General features: G+C 62.6%; 9 protein-coding genes. 4 read left to right on the top strand and 5 right to left on the bottom strand.

Features of this window, described 5'->3' with window-relative positions:
- Positions 1-155: 155 nt before the first annotated feature.
- Positions 156-1,802 carry a methyl-accepting chemotaxis protein gene (locus BMW76_RS04475; protein ID WP_090863449.1) on the bottom strand — a complete coding sequence of 549 codons (1,647 nt, stop codon included), beginning with the start codon at positions 1,800-1,802 and terminating at the stop codon, positions 156-158.
- A 235-nt stretch (positions 1,803-2,037) separates the two neighbouring features.
- Positions 2,038-2,943 (bottom strand): LysR family transcriptional regulator, encoded by a 906-nt coding sequence (locus BMW76_RS04470; protein ID WP_090863446.1) that lies wholly within the window; start codon positions 2,941-2,943, stop codon positions 2,038-2,040.
- A gap of 132 nt (positions 2,944-3,075) precedes the next feature.
- Between BMW76_RS04470 and BMW76_RS04465 the strand changes: the two genes are divergently transcribed.
- Positions 3,076-3,819 carry an SDR family oxidoreductase gene (locus tag BMW76_RS04465; protein WP_090863443.1) on the top strand — a complete coding sequence of 248 codons (744 nt, stop codon included), beginning with the start codon at positions 3,076-3,078 and terminating at the stop codon, positions 3,817-3,819.
- 163 nt (positions 3,820-3,982) lie between these two features.
- Here the strand turns inward: BMW76_RS04465 and BMW76_RS04460 are convergent, their stop codons facing one another.
- A complete protein-coding gene (locus BMW76_RS04460) occupies positions 3,983-4,513 on the bottom strand; it encodes a single-stranded DNA-binding protein (RefSeq protein WP_090863441.1) in 531 nt (176 codons plus the stop codon).
- A 137-nt stretch (positions 4,514-4,650) separates the two neighbouring features.
- Positions 4,651-5,838: an MFS transporter gene (locus BMW76_RS04455; RefSeq protein WP_090863438.1), complete on the bottom strand. Its 1,188-nt coding sequence runs from the start codon at positions 5,836-5,838 to the stop codon at positions 4,651-4,653.
- 281 nt (positions 5,839-6,119) lie between these two features.
- On the opposite strand from BMW76_RS04455, the gene uvrA reads away from it, so the two are divergent.
- Entirely contained in the window at positions 6,120-9,254 is a 3,135-nt protein-coding gene (uvrA, locus tag BMW76_RS04450; protein ID WP_090863435.1) for an excinuclease ABC subunit UvrA, read from the top strand.
- A 21-nt stretch (positions 9,255-9,275) separates the two neighbouring features.
- The gene (locus tag BMW76_RS04445) at positions 9,276-10,361 is read left to right on the top strand and encodes an AI-2E family transporter (RefSeq protein ID WP_090863432.1); all 1,086 of its coding nucleotides are present in this window, start codon (positions 9,276-9,278) and stop codon (positions 10,359-10,361) included.
- A 99-nt stretch (positions 10,362-10,460) separates the two neighbouring features.
- Here BMW76_RS04445 and BMW76_RS04440 read toward each other — a convergent pair whose 3' ends face one another.
- Positions 10,461-12,593: a TonB-dependent siderophore receptor gene (locus tag BMW76_RS04440; RefSeq protein ID WP_090863618.1), complete on the bottom strand. Its 2,133-nt coding sequence runs from the start codon at positions 12,591-12,593 to the stop codon at positions 10,461-10,463.
- A gap of 421 nt (positions 12,594-13,014) precedes the next feature.
- Here BMW76_RS04440 and BMW76_RS04435 point away from each other — a divergent pair, with 421 nt between their 5' ends.
- Positions 13,015-14,253, top strand: coding sequence for a PepSY-associated TM helix domain-containing protein (locus tag BMW76_RS04435; RefSeq protein WP_090863428.1), 1,239 nt, complete (start codon positions 13,015-13,017; stop codon positions 14,251-14,253).
- The last annotated feature ends 25 nt before the right edge of the window (positions 14,254-14,278 follow it).

Raw genomic sequence — 14,278 nt, 5'->3', positions numbered from 1 at the left:
CAAGCGTTGAAGGCTTGCACGGCCGTTTTGTTTTGTCCGGTGATGAAGCGCGAATTATTGGCGCTTCTCCTCCTTCTCCTCTTCTTCACGCGCCTTCATCCACAGGCGATGCAAAGACATGAACTGCGTCTTCGCAATTCCATTCGCCAGCGTGCCTAGACCGCTTCGGCCGTCTCCAGCGATACGTCCAGATCCGGCTTCTGCGCGACCGCGCGACGCGCAACGGCAGGCGACGAGGCCCGCGCGCTATCGGTGCGGAACACGGAAACGGCCTCAGTGAGATGCCGCGCCTGCTCTTCGAGCGAACTCGCGGCTGCTGCGGCCTGCTCGACGAGCGCGGCATTCTGCTGCGTCACCTCATCCATCTGCGCGACGGCGACGTTCACCTGATCGATACCCGTGCTCTGCTCGTTTGCCGCTTCGGCGATCTCGCTCATGATCGCGCTGACACGCGCAATCGCATCGACGATCTCCGTCATCGTCGAGCCCGAACGCTGGACGAGATCGGCGCCCGCCGTCACACGGTCATTCGACGCGCCGATCAAGCCCTTGATCTCCTTCGCCGCTGCCGCGCTGCGCTGCGCAAGCGAACGGACTTCGCTCGCGACGACGGCAAAGCCGCGCCCCTGTTCGCCTGCGCGCGCGGCTTCGACGGCAGCGTTCAGCGCGAGGATATTCGTCTGGAACGCAATGCCCTCGATCACGCCGACGATATCGGCGATACGCCGCGAGTCGTCGACGATCTGCTGCATCGTACCGACTACCTGCTGCGTAAGTTCGCCGCCTTGCGCCGCGAGCGTCGATGCGCCTTGCGCAAGCGAGCTGGCCTGCTTCGCGTTGTCGGCTGTCTGCTTGACGGTCGACGTGAGTTCCTCGATGCTCGCCGCCGTTTCTTCGAGCGAGGCCGCCTGCTCTTCCGTGCGCTGCGACAGATTCGTATTGCCCGCCGCGATTTCGCTCACGCCTGTGTCGATCGAATCGGTGCTGTGGCGCACCGTGTTCACCGTCGCGATGAGTGACTCCTGCATCCTGCGCAGTGCCGCGGCGAGACGGCCCATTTCGTTGTCGCCCGTGTTTTCGATGCGGCCCGTCAGGTCGCCGTGCGCGATGCGCTGGAACTGCTCGATGGTGGCATCGACGGGATGCACGATCGCGCGAACCATCACGATGCGTCCGATCCACGAGAAGATCAGCGTGCCCGCCATGCCGATTGCGACTGCGATAGTCACGGCATAGAAGAGCTGCTGCGCATCCTGATAGCGCTTTTCGGCGTGATCCAGTTGCACCTTTTCGAGCGTCAGCATCGGCTTTTCATAGGCGCTATAGAGCGGCGACAGTTTGTGCCCCTGCAACTGGTGGAACGTCGCCTTGTCTCCTGCCTTGAGCGCCGCCATTGCAGGTTCGACGCCTTCGTGCAGGAACGTGTCGCGCTTTTCCTGCATCTCCTTGATGAGCCGCTGCTCGTCGGCATCATTGCTCGCATTGCGAAGGAAATTGGCGAGACGTTCGTTGGACACCTTCAGATACGTATCGAACCGCTTGAGTACGGCGTCGGCGCCTTCCTGATCATTCAGTTCGTTGAGCGATGAATACGTCGCGAGCGAGAGACGCAGGCGAAGCAGCTGACCCGCGCTGCCTTCGAGATCCGCAACGGCGGGCGTGTCGACCGTATACATCCGCTGCAACGACGCATTGCTCGCACGCAGCGATAGCAGCCCCGCCGCCGCGCCGATCAGCAATACGATGCCGAACAGCACAATCATCAACGTGAGGTACGTGCGAATCGAAAGACCTTTCAACATGAAGCATGTCTCCTATGGCCGCCTGACGGGAATCTCCAGAGTTCCGTGGCAGAATCGCTGCGCCCAGGCCGCCAGGCAAGGTCCGCAACCCGATTGAACATTAAGCAGATGCACCACACTGCCAGTTACGGCTGATTTGCCGAAAACTTTATGGCCTGTCGGGAGGCTCTCTGTCGGAAGGCCGCCGGACTTGATCTCCCGCAACCTCGCCCGGAAACGTCGGGCGTGTCGTGGATCAGCCGACCTTGAGTCCGCCCGCAGCGTCGAAGATCTCGCGCAGCCATTGCGTGAACGCGCGCACGCGCGACGACAACTGGCGGCTTTGCGGATAGAGCACCGTGACGGGCATCGGCGGCGGCGGAAACTGCGGCAGCACGACGACGAGACTGCCTGTGGCGAGCTCGTTCAGCACCCGATAACGCGGCACCTGTACGAGACCGAGTCCGGTAACAGCGGCGCCCGTGTACAGATCGGCGCCTGTCACCGACACGATCGCCTCGAGATTCACTTCGACCACACGTTCGTCGACGGTGAATTCGAGCGGCATTGCACTGCCCGTCGCACTCGATATGTAGTTGACGGCGCGATGCGTCGCGAGCGCGGCGAGATCCGCCGGCAGGCCATGCCGCTCCACATACGTGGGGCTCGCGAGCGTCACCTGTTCGAGCCGCGCGACGCGCCGACCGACCATCGACGAATCCTGCAGGTTGCCCGCCCGCAGCACGCAATCGACGCCCTCGCGCACGAGATCGACGAGCCGGTCGTCCTCGCCGATATGCAGCTCGATGCCCGGATAGCGTTCGAGAAAGTCCGGCAGCGCCGGGACGATGAAATGCCGCGCGAGCGTGCCCTGTAAGTTCACGCGCAACAGTCCCTTTGGCGCAGCATTGCGGAACGAGCCTTCGGCCTCTTCCATGTCGGCGAGCAGACGCACGCACCGCCGGTAATACGCTTCGCCGTCGGGCGTGAGTCGCACGGTGCGCGTCGTGCGCTCGAGCAGCCGCGCGCCGAGCCGCTGCTCCATCCGCTTCATCAGATTCGTGACGGTGGCACGTGGAATCTGCAGATCGTCGGCGGCACGCGTGAAGCTCTGCCGTTCGGCGATGCGGACAAATACCTGCATTTCCTGGAATCGGTCCATGGCGGCTTGCTCCGCAGTCTGGCGTGAATTGTTGAAGCAAATGGAATGATGATAGCAAGTATCGGCCGATTATCTCTTCCACGAAATATCCGATCATTCTTTCACCGAATCACTACTTCGAGGAACGGGATCATGAACAACGTGAAGAATGCCAAGGTGGCTATCGTGACGGGCGCATCGCGCGGCATCGGCGCGGCCCTCGCACGGCGGCTCGCCAGCGATGGATTTGCCGTCGTCGTCAACTACGCGGCGAGTTCGAAGGAAGCGGACGCTCTCGTCGAGGAACTGAAGGCGCAAGGCGCGGCTGCGATCGCAGTGAAAGCGGACGTGTCGAACGCCGACGACGTGCGCAACATGTTCGAAACGACCGAGCAGCAACTGGGCAAGGTCGACGTGCTCGTCAACAACGCGGGCATCATGAAGGTGCTGCCGCTCGCCGACACCAGCGATGCGCTCTACACGCAGACCCTCGACATCAACATGCGCGGCACTTTCAATACGTTGCGCGAAGCGGCGGCACGAATGAACAACGGCGGACGCATCGTCAACTTTTCTAGCACGACGCTCGCGCTGAACATGCCGGGCTACGCGATCTACAACGCGACGAAGGCGGCCGTCGAAGCGTTCACGCATGTCTTCGCCAAGGAACTGCGCGGCCGCGATATCACCGTGAATGCGGTCGCGCCGGGGCCCGTCGCGACGGCGCTGTTCCTCGACGGCAAGACGGAAGAACAGATCCAGAACTTCGCGAAGATGCCGCCGCTGCAACGCCTGGGACAGCCGGAGGATATTGCGTCCGTGGTTTCGTTTCTGGCAGGGTCGGATAGCGGGTGGGTCAACGGACAGATTCTGCGGGCGAATGGGGGGGCGGCTTGAGGCGTGGAGCCGGGCTTCGGTTGACCCTGCCCTTGTCCTTGCTCTCGCAACAGTCGCAACGGGCGTGCGCATAAAGAAACACCCCGCTCGAAGGCGGGGTGTTTTCCTGTTCACTCGACGCGCGATGTTTCGCTGCGTCGGACTGTATGTGTGCGGGACGCGTCTAGAACGGAATATCGTCGTCCATCTCGTCGAAGCCGCCGCCAGCCGGCGCGCTCGGACGGCTCTGACCACCGCCGCCACCACCGCCCGACACACGGCCACCGCCGCCACCGCCCGACATGCGGCCGCCACCACCGCCGCGCTCCATCGACTCGCCACGGCTATAGCCGCCGTCGTCGCCACCGCCGCCCGAACCGCCGCGGCCGCCGAGCATCTGCATCTGATCAGCGACGATTTCCGTCGAGTAACGGTCGGTGCCGTCCTGCGCCTGATACTTGCGCGTGCGGATACGGCCTTCGATATACACCGACGAGCCCTTCTTGAGGTACTCCGACACGATCTCCGCGAGTCGCCCAAAGAACGACACGCGATGCCACTCAGTCATTTCCTTGAATTCGCCCGACTGCTTGTCCTTGTAGCGATCGGTCGTGGCAAGGCGGATGTTCGCCACTGCGTCACCGCTCGGAAGGTAACGGACTTCCGGATCGGCGCCGAGATTGCCGACGAGAATGACCTTGTTCACGGATGCCATGAGTTTCTCCTGTTGATTCCGTTTCCGGCGACGCGGCACCGATGGCTTTCTACGCCATGGCCGCCTGTGTCAATGACCGGAAAGCGCGCCCCCGCGCCCCGTTTGACCGCCGCCTTTAAATTCGTGCCGTAAAAGATTTATGCTCTGCGCGGCGGCTGCTTCATGCTCGCGGCGATTATAAGCCAGCAAGCTACGAGCCCCGAGCATGCAAAAAACACGGCGCTTTGTCCATCCACTTTCAGCAGCCAGCCGCCGATCACGCCGCCCATTGCAAGGCCGATCGATTGCGTCGTGTTGTAGACGCCCGCCGCCGCGCCCTTGCGGTTGCCCGGCGCCAGTTTCGACACCAGCGAAGGCTGCGATGCTTCGAGAATGTTGAAGCCGAGAAAGTAGATAAACAGGATCGCCGCCACAGCCATAATGGTATGCGCTGCGACGCCGAGAAGTAACTGGCCGATCAGGATAAGACCAATCGCACCCAGCAGCACCGCTTTCATCTTGCCGCGCTTTTCGGCGGCGATGATCGCAGGGACCATCATCACGAACGCCAGGCCCATCACGGGCAGGTAAATCTTCCAGTGCGACGCGACGGGCAGACCGCCCGCTTCGAGAATGCGCGGCACGACGAGGAAGAGCGCCGTTTGGGTCGCGTGCAGCACGAGCACGCCGAAATTGAGGCGCAACAGCTCACGGTTGTGCAGCACTTCGTGGAACGGCGCGGGCACGTGAACGGGCTTCGGCGCATCCGGCACGACCCACAGCACGACGCCGATCGCCAGGATCGAAAACACGCCGACGAGCGCGAACAGGCCGCTCATGCCGACCCAATGGAATACGATCGGCGCGCCGACGATCGCGACCGCAAACGACACGCCGATCGATCCGCCCACCATCGCCATCGCCTTGGTGCGATGCTCTTCCGTCGTCAGGTCCGCGATGAACGCGATCACCGCCGACGACACCGCGCCCATCCCCTGAATCACCCGCCCGACGATAATCCACGTCATGTCGTGCGCGAACGCCGCGACGAAGCTGCCGAGCGCGAAGATCAGCAGGCCCGTCGCGATGACGGGCTTGCGACCGACCTTGTCCGAGATCCAGCCGTAGAAAATATAGAGCAGCGATTGCGTGACGCCATACGCACCGAGCGCAATGCCGACGAGCAGCACGTTGTCGCCGCCGGGAATCGTCTTCGCGTAGATCGAGAAGACGGGCATGATCATGAAGAGCCCCAGCATGCGCAGCGCGAAGATCGCGGCAAGCGACACGGTCGCGCGCAGTTCATGCGCGCTCATGCGTGAAGAGGTGGCGGACGGATTGGACATCGGGAGCGATATTCGAATGAACGGACGGCGAACCGCGTAGGCCCGCATGCGCAGCTTCTGACGCGTGCAGCGCTCGCGCCGGCCACCTGTTGCCTTGCAGACGACGGAAAACGCCCCACATACAGGTCTCACACAGGCAGTTCACCGCGACGCTCGACCGCAAAAAAACGACGGTTTCGTATCTGTCAGCACGCCGTTTGCGGGCTGTCAGGAAGCCGTAACGGCGGTCTGGAAAAGTCGCTATAGTAGCAGGTTTAGCCTTCTCCTCTTCCCGCCGGTTCATGGAACAAATCCGTATCCGTGGGGCTCGGACCCACAACCTGAAGAACGTCAATCTCGACTTGCCGCGTCACAAGCTGGTCGTGATTACCGGCCTGTCCGGCTCGGGCAAATCGTCGCTGGCCTTCGACACGCTTTACGCCGAAGGCCAGCGCCGTTATGTGGAGAGCCTGTCCGCATACGCCCGTCAATTCCTGCAACTGATGGAAAAGCCCGACGTCGATCTGATCGAGGGCCTGTCGCCCGCCATTTCGATCGAGCAGAAAGCGACGTCGCACAACCCGCGCTCGACGGTCGGCACCGTCACCGAAATCCACGACTACCTGCGGCTTCTTTACGCGCGTGTCGGCACGCCGTACTGCCCGGACCACGAAATTCCGCTCGAGGCGCAAAGCGTCTCGCAGATGGTGGACGCCGCGCTCGCGCTGCCCGAAGACACCAGGCTGATGATCCTCGCGCCCGTCGTCGCGAATCGCAAGGGTGAGCACACCGAGCTGTTCGAAGACATGCAGGCGCAGGGTTTCATCCGCTTTCGCGTGCGCTCGGGCGGCGGCACCGCGAACGAGGGCGCCGCGAAGATCTACGAGGTCGACTCACTGCCGCAACTGAAGAAGAACGACAAGCACACGATCGACGTGGTCGTCGACCGTCTGAAGGTGCGGCCCGACGCGAAGCAGCGTCTCGCGGAATCGTTCGAAACGGCGCTGCGTCTCGCCGACGGCCGCGCGATCGCGCTCGAAATGGATACGGACAACGAGCATCTTTTCAGCTCGAAGTTCGCGTGCCCGATCTGCTCGTACTCGCTGCAGGAACTGGAGCCGCGCCTCTTCTCGTTCAACAACCCGATGGGCGCGTGTCCGGAATGCGACGGCTTGGGCCAGATCACGTTCTTCGATCCGAAGCGGGTAGTCGCGCACCCGTCGCTGTCGCTCGCGGCGGGCGCCGTGAAGGGCTGGGACCGGCGCAACCAGTTCTATTTCCAGATGCTGCAAAGCCTCGCGGCGTTCTACGAGTTCGATATCGACACCGCGTTCGAAGACCTGCCCGAAAAGGTGCGGCAGATTCTGCTGTACGGCTCCGGCAAGCAGACCGTGCCGTTCTCGTACATCAACGAGCGCGGGCGCACTTCGGTGCGCGAGCATGTGTTCGAAGGGATCATTCCGAATCTGGAGCGGCGTTATCGCGAGACGGATTCCGTCGCGGTTCGCGAAGAACTCGCGAAATATCAGAACAACCAGGCGTGCCCGTCGTGCGAAGGCACGCGTCTGCGGCGCGAAGCGCGTTTCGTGCGCATCGGCGCGGATGGCGACGCGCGCGCGATCTACGAAGTGAGCGGCTGGCCGCTGCGCGACTCGCTCGGCTATTTCCAGACGCTGCGGCTCGAAGGCTCGAAGCGCGAAATCGCCGACAAGGTCATCAAGGAAATCGTCGCGCGCCTGATGTTCCTGAACAACGTCGGGCTCGATTATCTGTCGCTGGAGCGCAGCGCCGAAACGCTGTCGGGCGGCGAAGCGCAGCGCATCCGGCTCGCGTCGCAGATCGGCTCGGGGCTGACGGGCGTGATGTACGTGCTCGACGAGCCGTCGATCGGCCTGCATCAGCGCGACAACGACCGCCTCATTTCGACGCTCAAGCATCTGCGCGATCTCGGCAACTCGGTGATCGTCGTCGAGCACGACGAGGACATGATCCGGATGGCCGACTATGTCGTCGATATGGGGCCGGGCGCGGGGGAGCACGGCGGCATGGTGATCGCCGAAGGCACGCCCGTCGAAGTGCAGGCGGACCCCGCTTCGATGACGGGCCAGTATCTCGCGGGCACGCGCCGCATCGAATTCCCCGACGACCGCAAGCAGCCCGACGAGCGGCATTTGCGAATCGTCGAGGCTTACGGTAACAACCTGAAGCGCGTGACGCTCGATCTGCCCGTCGGTCTCCTGACTTGCGTGACGGGCGTTTCAGGCTCGGGCAAGTCGACGCTGATCAACGACACGCTCTATCACGCCGTCGCGCAGCACCTGTACGGCTCTTCGACGGAGCCATCACCGTTCGAGGCGATCGAAGGCCTCGAGCATTTCGACAAGGTCATCAACGTCGACCAGTCGCCGATCGGCCGCACGCCGCGCTCGAATCCCGCGACGTACACGGGCGTCTTCACGCCGATCCGCGAACTGTTCGCGGGCGTGCCTGCCGCGAAGGAACGCGGCTACGATCCGGGTCGCTTTTCGTTCAACGTGAAGGGCGGACGCTGCGAATCATGTCAGGGCGACGGCGTGCTGAAGGTCGAGATGCACTTCCTGCCGGACGTGTACGTGCCGTGCGACGTGTGTCACGGCAAGCGCTACAACCGCGAGACGCTCGACATCCAGTACAAGGGCAAGAACATCAGCGAAGTGCTGGAGATGACCGTCGAGCACGCGCACGAATTCTTCCGTGCGGTGCCCGTCGTCGCGCGCAAGCTGAAGACGCTGCTCGACGTCGGCCTCGGCTATATCCGGCTGGGCCAATCGGCGACCACGCTGTCGGGCGGCGAGGCGCAGCGCGTCAAGCTCTCGCTGGAACTGAGCAAGCGCGATACAGGTCGCACGCTTTATATCCTCGATGAACCGACCACGGGCCTCCATTTCCACGATATCGCGCTGCTGCTCGAAGTGATTCATCGGTTGCGCGATCAAGGAAATACGGTTGTCATCATCGAGCATAATCTCGATGTGATAAAAACAGCCGACTGGGTGATCGATCTCGGTCCCGAAGGCGGCGCCGGCGGCGGTCAGATCATCGCGCAGGGCACGCCGGAGCAGATCGCGAAGTCGAAGGCAAGTTTTACCGGCCGGTATCTCGCGCCGCTGCTGCTGCGAGGCGCCGCGGCCGACGTATCGGCACCGGAAGCACAGGCCGAACCGGTTGAACGGGCGAACGCGGAAGCAGGCGAACAGTCCGACGATGAAACCGGCGAAGCCGAGGCGACCGTGAGCAACTCCGCTGCAGAATCCGCAAAAACAGCCGTAAAACCGGCGAGGGCAAAGAAGGCCGTCGCCGCCGACGCACCAAAACGGGCTTCGAAATCGACAGCGAAGCCAGCGGCAGGAGCGGCAAAAGCGACAGCAAAAGCCGGCAAGCCGAGCGTAAAAACCTGAAGTTGGAGACGATAGAAAGCCATGGCCAAGCGAAATCCGGCCCGCGACGACGGGCAGGTGCAGGATCTGCGCCCTCGCCCGGTCAGGCTGACCAGCGATATGAGCCTGCCGAAACTGTCGGCGGTCGAAATCGGCAGCTATGTCGTGGCGCTGCTCGCGATGTGGGCGGTGCTCGAACTGAGGCTGCTGGGGGCGCTGCTCGCCGGCATGCTCGTGTTCCAGCTCGTCCATACGCTCGCGCCACGCATCGAAAAGCACATGTCGAGCTACCGCGCGCGCTGGTTCGCGGTGGTGATTCTGTCCGCCGTGATCGTCGGCGTGCTGACGGGCTTTACCGTCGCCATCATCGAGCACTTCGAGAGTGACGTGCCGAGCGTCCAGAAGCTGCTCGACCAGGCGATGTCGCTAATCGACCAGGCGCGTGGCCGCCTGCCGCAGTTCATCGCGCAGAACCTGCCCGTTTCCACCGAGCAGATGAAGGAAAGGGCCGCCGTGCTGATGCAGACGCATGCGGGCACGCTCTCGCAAGGCGGCAAGAACGCGGCGCGCATCTTCACGCATGTGCTGATCGGCATGATCATCGGCGCGATCGTCGCGGTCGGCGCGCAGAAGCACATTCAACGGCTGCCGTTGTCGACGGCTTTTATCACGCGGCTCAGCCGTTTCGCCGATGCGTTCCGCCGCATTGTGTTCGCGCAGATGAAAATCTCCGCGATCAATACGGTCTTCACGGGCATATTCCTGCTGTTGCTGCTGCCGCTCTTCCATGCGCCGCTGCCGATGGCGAAGACGCTCGTCATCATCACGTTCATCGTCGGCCTGCTGCCCGTGATCGGCAATCTGATTTCGAACACGCTGATCGTCGCAGTCGCGCTGTCGGTGAGCTTTCCGGCGGCCGTGACGGCGCTCGTGTTCCTGATCCTGATCCACAAGCTCGAATATTTCCTCAACGCGCGCATCATCGGCGGACAGATCGAGGCGCGCGCATGGGAACTGCTCATCGCGATGCTCGTGATGGAGGCGGCGTTCGGTATCCCCGGAGTGATCGCCGCGCCGATCTTCTATGCGTACATCAAGCGCGAACTGATCTATCTGCGGCTCGTGTAGCGCGTCGCAACGGGTGCATCGACGCAAAAGGGCGACCGCGAGGCCGCCCTTTTTCATGTGCGTGTCGATGTCCGCATCGATGTCCGCATCGCGCGGCAATCAGAAGTCGATGCGCGCGTTGAGCGACAGCGTGCGCGGATCGCCCGGCGAAATGTAGTCCGCGTACTGGTATTCCCAGTAACGCTTGTTCGTGATGTTGTCGATCGCGGCGCGGAAGGTCACGCCATAGCCGCCGATACGGGTCGCATACGACGCGCCGACATTGAACAGCGTATAACCGCCCGCTTTCAGGTCGCCGGCAGGACGCACGCTCGTGTTGCCCGTGAACTTCGCGTCGGCTCCGATTCTGAGCCCGGGGACGTACGGCACGTTGTACGTCACATGGCCCGCGGCGACGAAACCGGGCGCGCCCGCGACGCGGTTGCCATCGAATGACGAGCCGCGCTCATACTTCGTATGCAGCCACATCAGGTCGCCGCCGACCGTCCAGTTCGCGCCGAGCCGCACGTCGGCGCCCGCTTCGACGCCTTCGAAAATCGACTCGCCATCCTGAACATAGACGTTCGCGCTGTTCGCGTACTCGGCGCCGCGCTCGATGCGGAACAGCGCCGTGCTCGCGCTCCAGCGCGCATGCTCGCTCTTGATGCCGACTTCGTACTGCTTGCTGCGCAGCGGCTTGAGCATCCGGCCGGCGTTCGCATAGGTGAAGTCGACGATCGAGCCGGGTTCGAGCGATTCGACATAGCTCGTGTAGAGCGTAGTTGTCGGCGCGAGCTTGAACATCAGCGCGACGGTCGGCGTGAGCACGCCGCTCTGGCTGTAATGCGAACTGGTCGTGCCCGTCAGCGTGTAGCCGTTCTGCTCGTAGTACGTATAACGGACGCCGCCGAGCACCGACCAGCGTTCGGTCAACCGGATCGTATCGCTGGCGAAGAGCGCCTTTTGCGTGATGTCGCCGGCGCGATAGGTTGCAAGCCCTTCGGGGCTGTAGAACAGGTTCGTGTTCGGCGAATAGAGATTGCCCGTGCCGATCTGCTCGTAGACGCTGTTCGCTTCGTACTCGTTCACCTGTTTCTGCCACGCGGCGCCCAATACCAGCTGATGCTCGAACGGCCCCGTCTTCACGTCCCCTTCGACCAACGCCTGCCAGAGGCTCAGCCGATGTCCTTCCTTGCCGGCGAAACGGAAGTCCGTATAGTCGCCGGCAGGGTTTTCCAGGAAGAACGTGCTTTCGTTGCGATCGCGAAAGCTCTTGCTGAAGCTATACGTCAAATGCGCGGTCCAGTTGGGACTCAGGTTGTAGTGAACGCCCGCCGTGTAAAGCTGGAGATTCGTATTCAGGTGCTGTGACGGATTACCGAGGTTGTCGGTCGAGCCGCTGAGTGCCGCCGGGAGCGACGTGCCGACGTATTGCGCCGTCGAGATCGAGCCGCCCTGCCCTGTCGTGTGCTGGTCCTGATACAGCGCGCCGAACGTCGCGCTCAGGTCGCGCGTGATGCGGGCATCGAGCGCGAGCGAGAATGCGTTGCGGCGAATCGTGCCGTCGTTGTACGTCTGCCCTTCTTCGTGCGTCGCATTGAAGCGATAGCCGAACATGCCGTTCGGGCCGACGCGACCACCGAGGTCCGCGTGCTCGGCCCATACGCCGTCCGTCAGATAACCCACATCGACGCTGCGAATGGGCGTGCCCGAAAGCGGCGGCTTCTTCGTCACGTAGTTGACGACGCCGCCCGGCGCGCCAAAGCCATACATGAAACCGGACAGCCCCTTGAGCAGTTCGACGCTCTCGAGCTGTTCGTACGGCATCGTGATGCCGTAGCTGTTGAACGGCAAACCGTCGATCTTGAAGCCGTTCTGCCAGTCGAGCTGCATGCCGCGCACACTCAGATACGTGGCCCATGCGCTGTACGGATTGCCGTTGTCGGAGACGGATGCGTCGCGCGCGAATACGTCCCCGAGCTTTTGCGGCTGCATGTCTTGCAGTTCCTCGCTCGTCACGACCGTCGTCGAGAACGGCGTGTCGAGCTGCGTGCGCGTGCCGAGCGCGCCGCTGCCGACATCGGCGTTCAGATGCTGCGGCGAGTCCTGCGCGGCCGTCACGTTGACGGCGGGCAATGACTTCTCAGCGGCTGCGTCGTTCGCTGCGCCGGCGGATGCCGCCGCGGCATTCGACGCATTGACCGGCGCGTCCGTCTGCGCGTAAGCGTTTTGGCTGGCAGCAAACGCCAGCATCACGGCGATATGCGCGACGCCGATCGTCGGCGCTTTCGTCTTTCCGCGTTGTTTCTTACCCACCCCTTGTTCAGCAGCGCTTTTCATTGTTGTTCCAGACAGTCAGTCTACCTATTTTTACGAATACGAATCATTCACATTTACGAGAAGGCGAATGATGCCCGGAACCGCGGAATTTCTGTAAGCGTTTAGGCGCGACATTCTGTCGCATGCGCATCTAACGAGGGCCGACGATGGGTCATCCGTTCGCCTCCAAGGTCGCCGGTGACGAAGGAATACGCGCCGCTAGCGCTTACGAAACTCTTGCGACATCGACGCTTGCCCCATAAGATGCGAATAATTCTTATTTGCAAGGACAAGACGCGGTCATGTCTGTCACTTTTTCGCCGTCGATGGCCGTCGCTTTCGACGGAAACTGCGCATGAGATCCGCGCTCGTTCGACTGCATCGCTGGTTCGGCATCGGGACTGCGCTGTTTCTGTTCGTCGCGGGACTGACAGGTGCGTTGATCGCGTGGGATCACGAACTCGACGCGGCGCTCAATCCGTCGTTCTTCGACGCGCGCACCAATGCCGCGCCGTTGCCGTCGCTGGAACTCGCGCGCCGCGTCGAGTCGGGCGACCCTCGGCTGCAAGTGACCTATCTGCCGCTCGCTGCCGAAAAAGGACACACGCTGCAAATGATGGTGATGGCGCGCGTCGATCCGAAAACGAACCAGCCGTATCCGCTCGACTTCAATCAGATCGCCGTCGATCCCGCCACGGGCGAAATTCAGGGTCGGCGCGAATGGGGCGCGTTATCGGTCGCGCGGATCAATCTGCTGCCGTTCATCTACAAGCTGCACTACACGCTGTTTCTGCCGTTCACGCATGGCGTCGACATCGGCACATGGCTGATGGGCATCGTCGGCATCGTGTGGATTTTCGATAGCGTGATTGCGCTCGTGCTCGCGTTTCCCAGCGCGAAGGCATGGAAAAAGTCGTTTGCATTCCGTGTGCGGCGCGGCGGCTACGCGCTCACGTTCGATCTGCACCGCTCGGGCGGCGTATGGATCTGGGGACTGCTGCTGATCGTCGCGGTGACGTCGGTGTCGATGAATCTGTCGACGCCCGTCGTGCAGCCGATCGTCAAGCTGTTCTCGACGCTCACGCCGACGCCGTTCACCGATCCGTCGATGCTGCCCAACGCAAAACCCAATGACGAGCCGCTGCCGCGCGAGCAGATCTTGAAGGCGGCGAAACAGGCGCGCATCGAAAAGCATATCGATGCGCCGCCTGGCGCGATCTATTACGCGCCGGCGTTCCACGTGTACGGCGTCGGCTATTTCGGAGCCAGCGACGATCATGGCGACGGCGGCCTCGGCAACGCATGGACATACTGGAATGCGCAGACAGGCCGATCACTCGGCGCGCAGATTCCCGGCCAAGGCACGGCGGGCGACCTCTTCATGCAGGCGCAATTCCCGCTGCATTCGGGGCGCATCCTCGGCATCGGCGGACGCATTCTGGTCAGCTTCGTCGGCGTGATGGTGGCGGTGCTGAGCGCGACGGGCCTGTTGATCTGGCTAAAGAAGACGAACGCGCGCCGTCATGCGACGATCACGCGCGACGCAAAGTCACGCGCCGTTCGCACGCAAACCGAAAGCGCAACGTCGCAATAAAAAACCGGCGCGGTCGATCACGATC

This window comes from Paraburkholderia diazotrophica (genome assembly GCF_900108945.1).
Lineage (GTDB): Bacteria > Pseudomonadota > Gammaproteobacteria > Burkholderiales > Burkholderiaceae > Paraburkholderia > Paraburkholderia diazotrophica.
Note: the sequence above shows the minus strand (reverse complement) of the source record. Positions and strands in the feature narration are given on the sequence as shown.